The sequence below is a fragment of the Enterobacter sp. CPE_E1241 genome (assembly GCF_045618265.1).
Lineage (GTDB): Bacteria > Pseudomonadota > Gammaproteobacteria > Enterobacterales > Enterobacteriaceae > Enterobacter > Enterobacter adelaidei.
Window position 1 is genome coordinate 1,761,768 of the sequence record NZ_JBIWYV010000001.1, and the last position, 15,966, is coordinate 1,777,733.

Genomic DNA, 15,966 nt, shown 5'->3' on the forward strand with positions numbered 1-15,966 from the left:
CCCTGGCGGGGGGATTGTTTCAGACGTTTTTACGTTCGATGGTTTGCTCACCCCAGAAGAGCGCGTCTTTGTCCGTCTTTTCGAAGGCGCGCATTAGCACTTCATCGCTGCCTTCTTCCCAAATCTGCTCTGCCAGCTTCTCGTCATATTTTGCGACTTCAAAAATGGCTTCGGCAATCTCCGGAGAGGTATTGCGTAAACTTGCCCATTCACCCACGCGGTGGGCTTTTGATTCTTGAGTAGGCATACTTGTCCTCCTGTTGGGTTAGCCGTTCAGTTTTTTGGCGAGACCTGCGACATATTCACCCTGATAGCGGGCGATAGTGAGCTCTTCATTGCTCGGCTGTCGGGAGCCATCGCCACCGGCAATGGTGGTTGCACCGTACGGTGTCCCGCCACGTACCTGAGAAACATCAAATAACTCCTGTGCGCCGTAGCCAATTGGCACAATGACCATTCCGTGATGAGCAAGGGTCGTCCAGGTTGAGGTGATGGTTTGTTCCTGACCGCCACCGGTTCCGGTGGAGCTGAAGACGCTGGCAAGCTTGCCGTACAATGCGCCTGAGGCCCATAACCCGCCGGTTTGATCGAGGAAGGTGCGCATCTGGCCGGACATATTGCCAAAGCGGGTAGGTGTCCCGAAGATAATGGCATCGTAATCTGCCAGCTCCTGAGGCGTGGCGACCGGGGCATTTTGTGTTTTCCCCCCGGCCTTCGCGAAGGCTTCTGCCTGCATGGTTTCCGGTACGCGCTTCACCACAACCTCAACGCCATCCACCCTGTTTGCACCTTCTGCTACCGCGTGAGCCATGGTTTCGATGTGTCCATACATGGAATAATAGAGCACCAGAACTTTTGCCATTTTGCATCACTCCTCGTTTGTTTTTTCTGGCAGCGGATCGCTGCGTTCATTTAAAGATATGCCATCACAGCCATACTGCAAAAATGAACGGCATTTCTTTGATTTATAACAAAATGGATGAGAAAACGCTTTGTAGCAAAATGAAACAACTTTTTGGCGGTCGATTTTTGAAACGATAAGAAAGGCTTATTAATGGCCGTTACGCAATCTCATACGAAAGGCTGAGATCATGTTGCAGGATATTACCTGTGACTTGCCTGATCGCCTCACTCCACTAAGCTTAGTCTCACGTGACACAGATAAAGGTACTCACCTGGTGTCGCGAGGTGAAAGAATCCTCTTTTACTGAATGCAATATGATGTCTAATGTTTCACATCCTGGAGGTTAGAGATGGCAAACCATCGTGGTGGTTCAGGTAATTTCGCTGAAGACCGTGAAAGAGCATCAGAAGCAGGTCGTAAAGGTGGCCAGTCCAGCGGGGGTAACTTCAAAAATGACCCTCAGCGCGCATCAGAGGCTGGCAAAAAAGGGGGTAAAAACAGCCATGGCAGTAACAAGTAATACGCCGGGCTTGACCCCTGCCGCCGGGGTTTCCCGGCGGTTTTTTTATTTCTGCAACATTGAACTGTAACCAAAGGCAACGCACACTACAGAATTGAGTTTAATTTCTGGTGCCGCATGTCTGTCTCACGCTTCAAATTCTCCGTTAAACCGCAGGAAGCCATCCTCATTCTTATCACCATGTTTTGGGGCGGGACCTTTCTGGCCGTCCAGTACGCGGTGACCCTCAGCGATCCGTTCTTTTTTGTTGGTCTGCGCTTTGCGACGGCAGCGATTGCCGTGGGGCTGATATCGCTTAAAACGCTGCGTGGACTGACGCTTAAAGAGCTTAAGGCGGGCATCGCAATCGGGGTGGCAATTGCGATGGGCTACAGCCTGCAAACGTGGGGGTTACAGACGATATCCAGCAGTAAATCGGCGTTTATCACCGCCATGTATGTACCGCTGGTGCCGTTACTGCAGTGGCTGTGTCTTGGGCGACTACCGGGATTGATGTCCTGTATTGGTATCGTACTGGCGTTTATTGGTCTGATTTTACTTGCCGGGCCGGAAAACAACCTGCTGGCACTGGGGCCGGGGGAGATCATCACCCTGGTGGGGGCCATTGCCATTGCGGCGGAAATTATTCTGATCAGCGCCTGGGCGGGCAAGGTTGACGTTAAGCGCGTGACGGTGGTGCAGCTCGCTACGGCATCGCTGGTGGCGTTTGCGGCGATGGTTCCGGCAGGGGAGTCTGTGCCGCCGATGTCCACGGGGTTGATTGTGGTCGCGCTGGGGCTGGGCATCTTTAGCGCCATTATTCAGGTCACCATGAACTGGGCGCAGCGCAGCGTATCCCCGACGCGGGCGACGGTGATCTACACAGGAGAACCCGTCTGGGCCGGGATTTTCGGGCGTCTCGCTGGAGAACGTTTACCGCTGCTGGCGCTGGTTGGTGCGGCGTTTATCGTCGTTGGGGTGTTGGTGAGTGAGCTAAAGCTCCGCAAGCGCCAAAGAGAGGTGAGTGATTTGACGGTTGAAAAAGGTTTTGATTGAAAAAATGCACAGATTTCTCCAGGATATGTACGGACAAATACCGTACATAGAAAAGTAAATCATGCCAGCACTTAAAAAACAGCGTATCGATCTTCGCTTAACCGACGAAGACAAAACAATGATTGAAGAAGCGGCGGCGATGACGAATCAAACGATCACCCAGTTTATGGTGAACAGTGCTTCGGAACGTGCTGCAGAAGTCATCGATCAGCATCGACGTCTCGTATTAAACGAAGCATCGTGGAATGCCGTAATGGATGCCATCGACAATCCACCCGAGCCGAATGAACGCCTGAAGCGAGCCGCGAAGCGTCTTAAAAACATGGAGTGAAGCGTCGTGGAAAATCTCACGATCGAAATGTTTTCAGAGGGAACCGAATACGCTTTCGAGGATTTCGATTGTGGTGAGCCCTCGCTAAATGCCTTCCTGAGAGAGCATCTGGTGCGCCAGCACAATGGGCGCATTCTGCGCGGCTATCTGCTAAAAGATCGTGACCATCCACACGTGCTGGGCTACTACATGTTGTCTGGAAGTTGCTTTGAAAAAGCGATGCTCCCTTCTAAGACGCAGCAGCGCAGGGTCCCCTATACCAACGTACCCAGTGTGACTCTGGGACGTTTAGCTGTTCATAAAACACTACAGGGAAATGAGTGGGGAACAACACTCGTCACGCATGCTATGCGGGTTGTTTACCTGGCTTCACAGGCTGTGGGTGTGCATGGCCTTTTTGTTGATGCGCTTAATGAGCAGGCAAAAAGGTTCTATCTGAAGCAAGGTTTTATCCCCCTGCAAGGGGATAACAGTAATTCTCTGTTCTTCCCTACAAAATCTATCGAACGACTGTTTGAGCAAGAGTGATTACGCTACATCCTGTTGTTCTTACAGAACATGCAGGTCGGGTAAGGCATCGCCATTACCCGACATACAGATTTCACGACTCCTGATGCACAACCTCGCCATGCGGTGTGGCTGCTTTCCGGCGGCTCAGCAGGGCGTTAAGCAGAATCGCCCCGAAGGTCGCCGTACCTATTCCACCAATCGTAAACCCGCCCAGCGTCAGGGCAAAATCGCCCGCGCCCAGTACCAGCGTGACCGCCACCATAATCAAGTTGCTGTTCTGGCTGAGATCGACGCGATGCTGTACCCAGATACGCGCGCCGGCCACAGCGATAAGCCCAAACACCACAATGGATGCCCCGCCAATCACCGGCGACGGAATGGTATGGATCAAAGCCCCGAATTTCGGTGAGAAACCGAGCAGCATGGCCATCACCGCTGCCGCCACAAAGACCAGTGTCGAATAGACTTTAGTCACCGCCATCACGCCGATATTCTCGGCATAGGTGGTCACGCCACTGCCGCCCACCGAGCCGGAGAGCATAGTCGCCAGCCCGTCACCGACAAATGCGCGGCCCATGTACGGGTCCATACTGCGCCCGGTCATCCCCGCCACTGCTTTCAGGTGGCCTAAGTTCTCTGCCACCAGGATCACCGCCACAGGCGCGATGAGCATCATCGCCTGGGTGTTAAAGGTGGGAGAGGTGATCTGCGGCATGCCGAACCAGGCAGCCTGATGAAGCAGGGTAAAATCGACCGGTTTGCCAAGGCCAAAAACGTTCGCCAGCAGGGCATAGACCAGGCAGGCGACAATCAGCCCGACCAGAATCAGCAGCCGCTGGATCATCCCCCGGGTGAACACCGCCACCAGACCGATACAGAGCACGGTGATCACCGCCATCCAGCTTTCAAACGGCGAGCCGGAAACACTTCTGACCGCAATTGGCGCGAGGTTCAGACCAATCGCCATCACTACCGCCCCGGTCACAACCGGAGGCATCATGCGTTCGATCCAGCGTGTTCCGATCTTCATCACCACCAGACCGATCAGGGTGTAGACCAGACCGCAGGCGATGATGCCGCCGAGGGCCACGCTCAGGTTAGGGTTGATCCCCTGGCCGTTAAACCCGGTGGTGGCGATGACCACTCCCACAAAAGCGGCGCTGGAGCCCAGATAGCTGGGGACGCGCCCGCCGGTGACAAAAAAGAACAACAGCGTACCGATACCTGACATCAAAATGGAGAGATTGGGGTCAAGCCCCATTAGCATCGGCATCAGCACCGTGGCGCCGAACATCGCGACCGCGTGCTGGACGCCCATCACCAGGGTTTGCCCGAGAGGGAGCCTTTCATCCGGCGCGACCACGCCAGGTTCTGTGGAGGTCGATTTCAACTGCCAGTGGGGAAATCCGAACATTGCCATGAGCTATCTCCTTAAGGAGGGTTAACAGGCGGGTCGCATAAGCGCGTGGTAGCCGCGGTCGAACCACACCAGCCCTTGCGGCGCGGGGTGGCGAATAATCGAAACAATGTCGCAAAACAGGATGTCGTGGGTACCCACGCTGACCACCTGGCTGATACGGCAGTCAAACGAGGCCAGTGCCGCTTCCAGACGCGGACAACCCGTGTCGCCCGTCTGCCAGCGGGCGGCGGCAAAACGTTCCTCCATGGGGGTTTTACCACCAAACAGGTTGGATAGCGGCTCTTGCCCGGCGCTCAGGGTATTCACGCAAAGCGTGCGGTTTGCGCTAAAGGTCGGCCAGACCGATGCGCCACGGTTCAGGCACACCAGCAAAGTGGGCGGTGAATCCGTGACGCTGCACACGGCGCTGGCAGTGAAGCCTGCCATCCCTGCCGGGCCGTCGGTAGTGATGATATTGACTGCTGCCCCGACGCAGGCCATGGCGTCGCGAAAGGTTTGTTTATCCGGTACTGTCATCATCGCTCCTTACGCCAGCCCGCAGGCATCGTCGAAGTCCAGACGCGGCAGGCGTCCGTAAAGTTTGTTCGTATCACCATAGCCAATGTTGATCAGCAGATTGCTTTTAAGCGTTGTGCCGGTGAAAAAGGCCTCATCGACTTTTTGTCGGTCAAAGCCGGACATTGGGCCGGTATCCAGCCCCAGGGCACGACAGGCAAAAATAAGGTATGCGGCCTGCATTGAGCTGTTGCGAAAGGCGGTCTCTTCGGCAAGTGCCGGGCTTGAGGTAAACCAGCTTCTGGCATCGCCATGCGGGAACAGTTCGGGCAGGCGCTCGTAGAATTCCCCGTCCCAGGCCACAATGGCCGTAACCGGGGCGGTGAGGGTTTTCTCCAGGTTGCCGCTGGAGAGGGCCGGGCGCAGCTTCTCTTTTCCCTCTGCACTTCTTACAAACACAATCCGCGCCGGGGAGCAATTGGCGGACGTGGGTCCCCATTTCATCAGGTTGTAGATCTCGCGCAGCGTCTCGTCGCTGACCGGAATGTCCTGCCAGCCGTTGTGAGTGCGCGCGCCAGTAAATAACGTCTCCAGCGCGGTGGGGTTAATGGCTTCGCTCATCAAAACTCCTTATAAAACGGGTTCAGGGCTGTGCAGCAGGCTGGCAAGCCCGTTCAGCAGCAGGGTGTTAAAGATGTCAGGTTCGGTGACATTGCAGGCATGGCCGCCCTGGCGCATCACCGCCTTGTGGCTGTGTGGGATCGCTACCTGCAGTTCCGTGGAACACACCGAGGGCACCAGCATGTCGTCAACGGAACAGATGATGTGTACCGGGCAGCGAATGCGTGCGGCGTGGCGGCTGAAGTCGGCCTTTTTCAGTGCGTCCAGCCTGCGCAACAGGTTGGCTTTGCCCTGAAAGTGAGTCAGCGCCAGGGCGTCTTCTGCCTCAAGACGCGGCGCGCGGGCGGCCATCCAGTCAGCCGGGTAGAGGAACAGCGGCTGTGCCTCTACCCACGCCTGCGCACCACCCGCATGCAGCAGACGCTCGCGGATCTGAAAGCAGCGGCGGGTATGGGCGTTCAGGGTCAGCCAGCCGTTGACGCACACCAGCGCAGTCAACGATTCTGGTTTATCGAGCGCCAGCTGCAGACCCACCAGCGCTCCCAGCGCATGGCCCACCACGCAGTAGCGCGTGATCCCGGCATCATTCAGCGCCTGCGCCAGCTCGTCGGCCATCTCAGCAAGGCTATAACCTTCCGGCAGGGTGGCGGGATTATTGCCCGTACCGCGCTGGTCATAGCACACCACCTGATACTCCTTCTCAAGTGTGGCCAACTGGGGCAGCCAGTAGCTGCCGCTGCCGCCGAGTCCGGCAATCAGCACCACCACGGGTGCCCCCTCATACGGGGGCTGTGAGGCAGAGAGTTTCATGGCGGCCTCACTTCGCGATGTGTGCAACGGACGCAATCTCAACGAGCGCCTCCGGCTTCACCAGCCCGCACTGAATGCAGAACCGGGCCGGTTTATCACCGGGGAAGAACTCCGCGTAGATTTCGTTAATCGCGGCGTAGTTTTTCCAGTCGGTGATAAAGATGCTGTTGAAGGTCACATCCTCCATGGTGCCACCCGCTGTTTCGATCACATTTTTGATCGTCTCCAGCACGTGGCGCGTTTGCGCCTTTGGGTCGTTGATAAACACCACGTTATTGTCTTTATCAAATGGCAGCGTGCCGGAGACATACACCACGCCATCGGCAAGGGTGCCGGGAACAAACGGGGCAATCGGCGTACTGGTGCCAGCGGGGATGATTACAGATTTCGGCATCATGTGTCTCCTCAGGCAATACGGGCGAGTGGGGGATTCAGGGCGTCGCAGAAATCAGCCACATTACTCACCCAGCCAAAAAAGGTTTCGATATTAAACAGAGCCGCTTTCTGGGCGAATTCCGGCCCCGCCTGATGCGTTGCGTCTTCCAGCACGACACCGAAATACTCAAGGAAAAAGCCGTCGCGCAGCGTGGATTCCACACAGACGTTGGTGGCAATGCCGGTGAAGACCAGGTGGCGAATACCCCGGCTGCGCAGCAGGCTGTCGAGTGGGGTGTTGAAAAAGCCGCTGTAGCGTGGTTTGGGCAGCACGATATCGCCTGCCTCAGGAACCAGTTCATCCACCAGCTGGTAATCCCATCCGCCTTTTGCCAGCAGCTTGCCCTGTAACTCGGGTTGTTTGCGCATGGTTTTCAGGGCGTTCGATTTGTGGAAGTTGGGCGAGCCAGGGCCTCCAGCCTCCACGTATTGATCGTCCCAGCCGTTCTGAAACCAGATGATGAGCATCCCGGCGGCGCGGGCAGCGGCTACGGCGGTTTTAATGTTCTCAATCACCGGTTTGGTGGCGGAAACGTCGAACCCCGCCAGATCCAGATAGCCGCCCTGGCTGGCGTAGGCGTTTTGCATATCCACCACAATCAGGGCGCTCTGCTGTGCATCAAACGTGATGGTTTCCGGACGTGCAGCAAGTGTCGTCATTACGCAACCTCCTTTGTGATAGCGGGAATATGGGCGCGGCACTGCATCAGCGGTTGGATACGCTCGCCGAAGGTTTCCACGCCGGTGAGGAAATCATCGAAGGTCAGCAGGACGCCTTCAGCGCCAGGCACTGCGGCCACTTCATCCAGCATTCTGGCGACGCTGGCGTACGAGCCAACCAGCGTGCCCATATTGATATTGACGGCGGAGGTCGGGTCGGCCATCTGGCGCACGTTGGTATCTGAGCCGGAACGGGTATCCTTCTGGCTCTGTTCGGTGAGCCAGCTTAGCGCCTCCTCGTCTGCGCCATCTTTGTAACGCTCCCATCTGGCGCGAGCGGCGTCGTCGGTCTCGTCGGCAATCACCATAAACAGCACGTAGGAACCTACGTCGCGCCCGGTTTTGTCGGCGGCCTCTTTCATCCGTGCGGCGGTCGGGGCGAAGGCGGCAGGCGTGTTTACGCCTTTTCCGAAGCAGAAGTTGAAGTCAGCGTATTTAGCAGAGAATTCCATCCCCGCGTCGCTCTGTCCGGCGCAAATGACTTTCATAGGGACAGAAGGCTGCGGGCTGACGCGACAGTCATTCATGGTGAAGAAGTCACCTTTGAAATCGCTTTTGCCGGTGCCCCACAGATCGCGCAGAACCTGCACATACTCGGTGAGGTAGTCGTAGCGACGAGAGAAGTAATCGTCACCCGGCCAGAGTCCCATCTGTTCATACTCCGGTTTTTGCCAGCCGGTCACCAGATTGACGCCAAAGCGCCCGCCGGAGATGGAGTCGATGGTGGAGGCCATACGCGCCACAATTGCAGGTGGCAGAGTGAGGGTGGCGGCGGTGGCGTAGATCTGAATACGCGAGGTTACCGCGGCCAGCCCGGCCATCAGAGTGAAGGACTCCAGGTTGTGATCCCAGAATTCGGTTTTGCCGCCAAAGCCGCGCAGCTTGATCATCGAAAGCGCAAAATCGAAATGGTAGTGCTCCGCTTTCTGCACGATGGCTTTATTCAGCTCGAAGGTCGGCATGTATTGCGGTGCAGTGGTCGAGATAAGCCAGCCGTTGTTGCCGATAGGGACGAATACGCCAATTTTCATCACGAACCTCTCTTCATCTCAGTGTGGGGTGAAAGTCAGACGTGGCGCTGCATCCTGCATATCCTGTTCAGCCTCGTGAAAAGGGTTTTGCAAAGGGGATGCCAGTTTTTAAAATGGCTTTGTTATTATGGTGTTAACGTGAAGTTGGTGAATTGAGTGCAAATAAAGTGGACTAAATGGTCAAAAGAAATGCACACAAAGCAGGCAACAGTGCGCGATGGCGGTGCAGGGGGGGAGGGGGATGCAGCACGATCCCGGTGCGGGCCGGGATCGCAAGTTAGCGTTTTTTGTGGTTTCAACTGCTCGTTCATGCGTTTAGGCTCCGGCAGATCGCCCGTATCATTCAGTGCCCCCGGGAACGTCGACAGCCACGCTTTCACCTTCTGTTTATTGGTATGCACCGCGCTTAACCCTTCTAAACAGCCCCACAGCTCGCGGGTATTCTGCGGGGTGATCACGATGCAATCCGGCATCACGCGGATTTTTACCGCGCGACCATACGCAAACCCGGCGCGGGACAACCAGTCACCGGACAGCGGCAGATAGTTATGCTCCATGCGCGTATACAGCTCACCGCATGATCCACCCGCCTCATCCCGCGCATGAACACGCCCGGAATGGGTCGGCTCCCCGTGCAAGTCCCGCGGGTTCTTTTTGCATACCTGCTCGCGAATTTCTTCGCCATTTTCAAATACTGCATTTTCCGTTTGGGCAACAGCCCGCTCTGGCATAAAATTCTTCGCAGCCATATTCAACTCTCGATTAGTTGTTTGTGGTTAGCGGTATAAGGGTGGTGGAACACCTTTATATCGCGATCTTGGTTATCTACTTTTCTCTATAAAACTCACTGTTTGTGTTGGCGGTTTCAGTACGCTGATTATACTCTTATGGATAAAAACACAGAGGTAAAAATGTCGGGGAAATGGTGAAAATGCGAGGAGGGTCGAGGAAAGGTGTGAGTGGGTAGGGAATGATAATCTTGAGTAATGTTTTACGGAAATGTATATATATTTAGAAATATTATGGGTATATATTTATATCGATTATTTGTTTCCATAAATTAGCTATAATCCTTGAATCAATTCTTGAGTTACCCACTCTGGCGATTATTTCGTAAAAGAGCTGTTGGTTAAAAATTTGCTGGGTGAGGTACGAGTGACGGGTATTCTTAAAAATCACAATGTAATAAAATTACGCATAAGATGTCATCTTTCAAGGTGAAATAGCCTGTAGGAATTATCTCCCGCAGGCTGTATTTAGGTTTGGTTTTATTATGTTAGATAAAAATATCAGTAATCACTTCCCTTAGTTATAACCACCATTAGGGAATATATAAATTGCATGGGTTCTTAACATGCATTAATTGACCATGTTGTGCTCTTTCCAAAAATAGATTCAACACCATTTTGGATTTCCGAGATATCATCCAGATACATTATTCTTAAATTTTGAATCGCTCGAGAGCAGGCAACATAGAGTAAGTTTTTGGTATTAGCATGTGCTTTTTCATAAATAGGGTCGGATAATAAACGGTTACGTTCAGCCTCATTCTGCTGTAAAAAATCAAAATATCTCTTAAATTTACATATATCTTTACCAAAACTATGCTCTAAAATAATGGCAACATTCATATACTCTTCACCTTTTGTGCCATGATAAGTATGAAAGTTAATGTCACTAACCTCAATGCCATCAATAAAATTAACCCATTTGATTAAGGATTCGATTGGTAACAATAAAATACTGTCGATCTTTTCTTTCGCCACTTCCTCATCATCCGAATCACTATTCATTAATATGTTAATACTATCAATTGATAAATATTCAAGTGAATCAAGGGATGTAAGACTATCTTTATCATAGTTAACGCGGTTGATTAATAATTTTATCATGGCCTCATTTATATTACTATTTTTAAGGCAGTCTGTGATTAATTTCACCCAGTCTCCATATGACTGAATGTCTTTATTTTGTAACGCACTAATAGCCAAGCTTGCTTTGGAGAACGCGAGGTCATTTCCTAATGGACCAAAAATATTATAGTAGGAAACTATATCCTGCTGTATATCCTGATAAAGCTTAACAAAATGATAAATGGTTAAAACTGTTGGATGTAGTTTTTCTAATTGCTGAGACAAGACTTGGGTGTTCAAATTATCATAAAATATTGATGAATTTTTATACACATCATAAACATCTTCAAACCCGTTAAATGTTGCCATAAGACGATTGGTTAATACCAGACAATGAATTTTGCGATCGTTAATATCGAATTTGTCCGTATTACATAAATCTTTTTTATAATCAGCCAGGAAATTTCTCGCTGCCTCTATTTTATTGTCGTTGGCATAATGAGATAATATTACTAAACCCATGTTCCTTTCATCAAAGATAGGTTTTTGAACTATTTCATCAGAGCGAATGTCATTAGCGACATTAATTATTTGTTGATGTGAACGCCGATTGAATATTTTATATATATCACTAAGTCCACTATGAATTTGTGCGATATCTCGACCAACACCATCTTCATAAATACACTGTGCAGTATCGCCGAAGTAACCTACCATCCAGTCTTTATTATGTTGTATAGCATAGTCATGGAGGATTTTGATAAGTTTAATAACGTTGCTGTGCGTATCTTGATATTCATCGATAAAGAAGTAAGGGTAACTATCAATAATAACACGGCAAAGAGTTGGATAAGTTTTAACGAGTTCCAATCCGTACTCAAGCAAAGTGTCATGGCTAAACTTCATATAGTGAAGCCTATCTATATTCACTCTGCTGTCGTAGAATACACGATTTAAGGTATTATTTTCTATTTTCTCTAGGCACTCTTTAAGTCTTTGTTTTTTGTAGAAAACCTCAACAACAAATTTGAAGTTTTTTATATTGCTTAAGCATTCATGTAAAAAATCCGGTTTATCGAAAAATGTGTCATTTTCATAGGCCTTTTTGAAACATTTAGCGCTAAGATTTTTAGAACGATAGAAAAAATCTCTTGTCTGCATGGCATATTGATAAAAATCTTGTCGCTTCGTTTCATCAAGATTAATATAAAACTTAGCCTTGTCAGGTTTAAATAATTCATTAGAATAATGATTTAATGCATTATGAATCTTAGCTTTATGGCAAATCAAAAGTTGAGGTTGAGCCTTTTTAATTATATCCCATAGCATTTCATGGATAGTTGAAACATGAACTTTATCTGAATTACCCAATCTGTTCTTAATTTCATTTACCGCTACATTAGTATAGGTGATACATGCTACTTTTTGCGGGCTATTAGTCGCTGCTATTTTGTTGCGCGTAACATATTTCAAAGTTTCTATAAGAGCATATGTTTTCCCAGCACCAGCACCAGCATTAAAACGAAAACTTTTAAAAACATCAATATGGCTAATAACGTTTCTTTGGACTTCTAATTCTAGAATCTCATTTTTTGTCATCAGGTTAAGCCTCTATAGTACCGTTTTTATAACTACTTTTTTAATGAGGTATTTTGTTTTTTTACAGTTTAGATTCTAGCCATTTTAAGCCACTTTCTAGATAATTGGGCAACTTGGGTAAATCTTCGCCTACTTCCGCAGAAAGGAATTTAAACAACAATTTGTTTGAAAAATCACTTTTACTATCAGAAAGTTTCTTTTGTAGCATATAAGATCTACTAAATAAATTTTCTCTTGAATTGTGACCGTTGTAATTTAATGTATCTCGATATATATTAGGTTTACATTCTTTGAGTACTTCATTAATAAAATCATTGTTATAATTAGTTAGGATTAATGCCTCTTCAAAACTAGTGGCATATTGTTTCTGAATTGGGTCTTTTTGGAATACGACATAAATATTCTCATCCTCAAAAAAATCTATATCATCAAGCTTGTCAGAATCAGTTTCTGATTTATTTTGAAGTTGTACATTTAATTCTTTTAAGGTTGCATTAGTTGTTGTACGTCCACTTAGATCAGTAATTTGAACATAATCCTTTTCTTTGCCTTGCGTGTACGGTGTATCACCATCTTTGGGTTGTTGGCCGCATATGCTACAAACTTCACTTTCGTTATGCTTTTCGTTCTTTTCACACTTCTCACGTTTAATATCTAGATCGGTAACAATTAGGCTCGGAACGCTCAGTTTTTTCGCCAAAGGCAGATACAATTTACCGTGAGCACCATTGATGTTAAAAACGGAAATATAATGATTACTTAGTTTTTGATGTTTTTCTAGGTAATAATTAATTAGAGTCTCCTCTGTAATTCCCTCAACGAAGATGACTGCATCAGAGAAAAATAACTCTGATATTTTATATTTTATATGTTTTTTAATGAAGTTAAGTTTTTCCTTTTTATTTTCGTCCTCATTAGATACTACAACTTCATCAGTTAAGTTTATCGCTTTCGTACATCTATTAATAGATGTCAAGTAGTTAAGGTTATTGAACGTATTACTGCTGTGAATCTTACTATTGACGATATGAGAGGAATGAGTCGTAATTGCTAATTGGCATTGTAGTATTTTTTTATTGGCAGCATAGCTATTGGCAATTTCTAACGCTTTTTTTACAGCATTATCAATGCGTTTGATGAAAAACTCCTGCATCTGAGGATGCATAAAAGCTTCAGGTTCTTCAATAAAAAGTAAATTAATTCTGCTGAGATGGCTTTTGTCTTCATAGCTGTCAACAAAATGTATTATTTCACCAATGATATTTAGTAGGTTTATGTAGCCTAAACCAAATTGGTCTTCTGGAATATAATCATCACCATCCATGAAATTATATTTGATTAGTCCCTTCATAATGGCATCATAACTAACATTTCCCGATAAGCTAAGATCAACTTTATTTGAGTTTTCTACTTGACCCAAAACTTGAGATATATCAGAACTTTTAGCGCCAACGTCTAGCGAAATCTGCTTGTTAATTCCCAGGATGCTTTTTTCCAATGTTGTGCGAGAATGAGTATCATTGCTGAACTGAAATGAAACTATTTTATTGAAAACGTCGCTTAGGACCCCTTCTTTTAGATGACGATTCGCTTTAATTTCTTTGATGTTTATTAGTTTTTTAAGTGAAAACTTTTCTGCTATCTCGTCTGATAGATCAACAAATAAAATATGATATAGATTTCCATCCACCTTAATAAGAGTGGTATCTTTCGATAGTAATGAATGGAATTTTTCGAAATGTTGTTTTTTTTCTAATTCACGGTCATCAAAACTAATTGTGCTAAAAATGTTTTTAACTTCTTCTTTGAACGCTGCCTCTTCAGCAAGAACAACTTTAACAATAATACATACAGTAACAGGTTTTCCATTTCCTTTTTCACTAATTGAGATGAAAGGAGATAAATGGGTCATCAAATCATCATCGCTAAAATCAATTTTAACCCTTAAAGTAAACTCTAGATTTGGTGTTTCTACATCTTCAAACTTTGTAGCAGGATTTTCTTCAAATTGTTTTTTATACTGACTAAATAGCTCATTAAGATAAGATAGATTGAAATCGGATGCTGACGGTTGAACATTCTGGCATAACATTTTCAACGCATTGACGATAGTTGTTTTTCCAGAATTGTTCTTACCTATTATTAAGGTTGTTGACGGAGCGATTACTGATTTTGTTTGATCTTCATCGATGCCCATTTCAATAACTGAAGGTTGAACGAAGCATATTGTATTATCTAGAGAACGAAATTTTCTATAATTTTTTATAGTGATGCTTTCTAAATACACGGTATTTCCTCCACCTATATCGGTTTAACTAGTTTGTATTGAAAATGTCCATACCATATTAACTATGTTTGTTATTTATTCAATACTATATTCAGTTTTAAATGGTTTTATTATTAAATTTGCTTTCCACTGAGCTCTAACTACTAAAATATTACGCCCACAATTGCTACATAAACCACCTATTCACCACTATACCCCCTACACATCGGCTTTCCACACCACGCTTTCGATTTTGTGTTTCTGCACAACCCCCATCCCCCAAAATGTCGAGACAACCCCCCGCATTTGCTATGCTATGGCAAACCAATAAGGAGAGCGCTGATGACACAAGGTGCAGTGAAAACACCCGGTAAACGTTCGCAGGCCGTGAGCGCCAAGAAGCAGGCGATCCTCAGCGCGGCGCTGGAGACTTTTTCACAGTTTGGTATTCACGGCACGCGCCTGGAGCAGGTGGCGGAGCAGTCCGGAGTGTCCAAAACCAATCTGCTCTACTACTATCCGTCGAAAGAGGCGCTCTATGTGGCGGTGATGCAGCAGATCCTTGATATCTGGCTGGCACCCCTCAAGGCATTCCGTGAAGAGCTGGCTCCGCTGGTGGCTATTAAGGAGTACATCCGCCTGAAACTTGAGGTGTCGCGTGATTACCCGCAGGCATCAAGGCTGTTCTGTCTGGAGATGCTGCAGGGCGCGCCGCTGTTGCAGGCGGAACTGACGGGGGATTTAAAGCAGCTGGTTGATGATAAATCGGCCATTATTGCCGGATGGGTCGCCAGCGGGAAACTGGCACCGGTCGACCCGCATCATCTGATCTTTATGATTTGGGCCTCCACTCAGCATTACGCTGACTTTGCGGCCCAGGTTGAGGCGGTGACCGGAAAAACGCTCCAGGATGAGGCGTTTTTCCAGAGCACGCTGGAAAATGTGCAGCAGATGATCATTGAAGGGATCCGCGTGCGTTAGTTTCCCGGCGGGAGAGGGCAGCTTAAGTCGCCCTCTTCACACTGCATCAGCGAGGCCAGAAACGCTTCACGCTCCACGGTTTTTTCCGCCAGACACTGATTAACGATCATGGGCTGAACGCTGCCTCCTTCTGTACCCGAACCGATAAATGTGCAGTCCGCATCGCGCAGGGCAATCCAGGCCTGCTGCGCCTTTTTCAGCAGATCTCGCTGGGGGGCTGCCGCGCGTTTGATGACGGCCTGGTACGTCTGGTTGAGTTTTTTATCGGCAGCCTGATACTGCTGCGCGCTACAGGTGTTTAGTTCAAGCTGAGTGGTCGCTTTGTCGCACTCATCGGCCAATGCGCTGGCGCTCATCAGCATTACTGCGCCCGCAATAAGAAATCGTTTCATACACTCCCCAATAAAATAAGGCTCCGTCTCCGGAGCCTTATTA

17 protein-coding genes and 1 pseudogene are annotated in these 15,966 nt (G+C 48.4%); 5 read left to right on the forward strand and 13 right to left on the reverse strand.

The window, feature by feature from the left end:
• Nucleotides 1-19: 19 nt before the first annotated feature.
• Both ACJ9Y9_RS08470 and wrbA read right to left on the reverse strand, forming a co-directional pair.
• Nucleotides 20-247, reverse strand: a complete 228-nt coding sequence (locus ACJ9Y9_RS08470; protein ID WP_028019124.1) for a YccJ family protein — start codon at nucleotides 245-247, stop codon at nucleotides 20-22.
• 18 nt (nucleotides 248-265) lie between these two features.
• The gene (gene wrbA, locus ACJ9Y9_RS08475; RefSeq protein WP_028019123.1) at nucleotides 266-862 is read right to left on the reverse strand and encodes an NAD(P)H:quinone oxidoreductase; all 597 of its coding nucleotides are present in this window, start codon (nucleotides 860-862) and stop codon (nucleotides 266-268) included.
• 391 nt (nucleotides 863-1,253) lie between these two features.
• Here wrbA and ACJ9Y9_RS08480 point away from each other — a divergent pair, with 391 nt between their 5' ends.
• The 4 genes from ACJ9Y9_RS08480 to ACJ9Y9_RS08495 all read left to right on the forward strand — a co-directional run bounded on the left by ACJ9Y9_RS08480 (nucleotide 1,254) and on the right by ACJ9Y9_RS08495 (nucleotide 3,318).
• On the forward strand, nucleotides 1,254-1,424 hold the full coding sequence (locus tag ACJ9Y9_RS08480; protein ID WP_001273664.1) for a general stress protein: 171 nt from the start codon (nucleotides 1,254-1,256) through the stop codon (nucleotides 1,422-1,424).
• Between the two features lie 117 nt (nucleotides 1,425-1,541).
• Nucleotides 1,542-2,459: a DMT family transporter gene (locus tag ACJ9Y9_RS08485; RefSeq protein ID WP_028019122.1), complete on the forward strand. Its 918-nt coding sequence runs from the start codon at nucleotides 1,542-1,544 to the stop codon at nucleotides 2,457-2,459.
• A 61-nt stretch (nucleotides 2,460-2,520) separates the two neighbouring features.
• Nucleotides 2,521-2,790, forward strand: coding sequence for a DUF1778 domain-containing protein (locus ACJ9Y9_RS08490; protein WP_028019121.1), 270 nt, complete (start codon nucleotides 2,521-2,523; stop codon nucleotides 2,788-2,790).
• Between the two features lie 6 nt (nucleotides 2,791-2,796).
• Nucleotides 2,797-3,318, forward strand: a complete 522-nt coding sequence (locus tag ACJ9Y9_RS08495) for a GNAT family N-acetyltransferase (protein ID WP_028019120.1) — start codon at nucleotides 2,797-2,799, stop codon at nucleotides 3,316-3,318.
• A gap of 73 nt (nucleotides 3,319-3,391) precedes the next feature.
• On the opposite strand, the gene rutG is transcribed toward ACJ9Y9_RS08495, so the two are convergent.
• The 10 genes and pseudogenes from rutG to ACJ9Y9_RS08545 all read right to left on the reverse strand — a co-directional run bounded on the left by rutG (nucleotide 3,392) and on the right by ACJ9Y9_RS08545 (nucleotide 14,571).
• Nucleotides 3,392-4,720, reverse strand: a complete 1,329-nt coding sequence (rutG, locus tag ACJ9Y9_RS08500) for a pyrimidine utilization transport protein G (protein ID WP_028019119.1) — start codon at nucleotides 4,718-4,720, stop codon at nucleotides 3,392-3,394.
• Between the two features lie 21 nt (nucleotides 4,721-4,741).
• The gene (gene rutF, locus ACJ9Y9_RS08505) at nucleotides 4,742-5,236 is read right to left on the reverse strand and encodes an NADH-dependent FMN reductase RutF (RefSeq protein WP_028019118.1); all 495 of its coding nucleotides are present in this window, start codon (nucleotides 5,234-5,236) and stop codon (nucleotides 4,742-4,744) included.
• Between the two features lie 9 nt (nucleotides 5,237-5,245).
• Nucleotides 5,246-5,836, reverse strand: a complete 591-nt coding sequence (locus ACJ9Y9_RS08510) for a malonic semialdehyde reductase (RefSeq protein WP_028019117.1) — start codon at nucleotides 5,834-5,836, stop codon at nucleotides 5,246-5,248.
• A 9-nt stretch (nucleotides 5,837-5,845) separates the two neighbouring features.
• Entirely contained in the window at nucleotides 5,846-6,646 is an 801-nt protein-coding gene (gene rutD, locus ACJ9Y9_RS08515; RefSeq protein ID WP_028019116.1) for a pyrimidine utilization protein D, read from the reverse strand.
• A gap of 7 nt (nucleotides 6,647-6,653) precedes the next feature.
• A complete protein-coding gene (gene rutC, locus ACJ9Y9_RS08520; protein ID WP_028019115.1) occupies nucleotides 6,654-7,040 on the reverse strand; it encodes a pyrimidine utilization protein C in 387 nt (128 codons plus the stop codon).
• A gap of 11 nt (nucleotides 7,041-7,051) precedes the next feature.
• On the reverse strand, nucleotides 7,052-7,741 hold the full coding sequence (rutB, locus tag ACJ9Y9_RS08525) for a pyrimidine utilization protein B (protein ID WP_028019114.1): 690 nt from the start codon (nucleotides 7,739-7,741) through the stop codon (nucleotides 7,052-7,054).
• Complete coding sequence (gene rutA, locus ACJ9Y9_RS08530; RefSeq protein ID WP_028019113.1) at nucleotides 7,741-8,832, reverse strand: pyrimidine utilization protein A; 1,092 nt, start codon at nucleotides 8,830-8,832, stop codon at nucleotides 7,741-7,743. The genes rutB and rutA overlap by 1 nt, the downstream gene beginning before the upstream one ends.
• A 311-nt stretch (nucleotides 8,833-9,143) precedes the next feature.
• Nucleotides 9,144-9,581 (reverse strand): annotated as a pseudogene (locus ACJ9Y9_RS08535) (SymE family type I addiction module toxin); the annotation flags it as partial.
• A 600-nt stretch (nucleotides 9,582-10,181) separates the two neighbouring features.
• Nucleotides 10,182-12,284 (reverse strand): UvrD-helicase domain-containing protein, encoded by a 2,103-nt coding sequence (locus ACJ9Y9_RS08540; protein WP_028019112.1) that lies wholly within the window; start codon nucleotides 12,282-12,284, stop codon nucleotides 10,182-10,184.
• A gap of 61 nt (nucleotides 12,285-12,345) precedes the next feature.
• Nucleotides 12,346-14,571, reverse strand: coding sequence for an AAA family ATPase (locus ACJ9Y9_RS08545; RefSeq protein WP_032667000.1), 2,226 nt, complete (start codon nucleotides 14,569-14,571; stop codon nucleotides 12,346-12,348).
• Between the two features lie 321 nt (nucleotides 14,572-14,892).
• Between ACJ9Y9_RS08545 and rutR the strand changes: the two genes are divergently transcribed.
• Complete coding sequence (rutR, locus tag ACJ9Y9_RS08550; RefSeq protein WP_028019111.1) at nucleotides 14,893-15,531, forward strand: HTH-type transcriptional regulator RutR; 639 nt, start codon at nucleotides 14,893-14,895, stop codon at nucleotides 15,529-15,531.
• Here the strand turns inward: rutR and ACJ9Y9_RS08555 are convergent.
• The gene (locus tag ACJ9Y9_RS08555) at nucleotides 15,528-15,923 is read right to left on the reverse strand and encodes a lysozyme inhibitor LprI family protein (RefSeq protein WP_028019110.1); all 396 of its coding nucleotides are present in this window, start codon (nucleotides 15,921-15,923) and stop codon (nucleotides 15,528-15,530) included. The genes rutR and ACJ9Y9_RS08555 overlap by 4 nt on opposite strands.
• Between the last annotated feature and the right edge of the window lie 43 nt (nucleotides 15,924-15,966).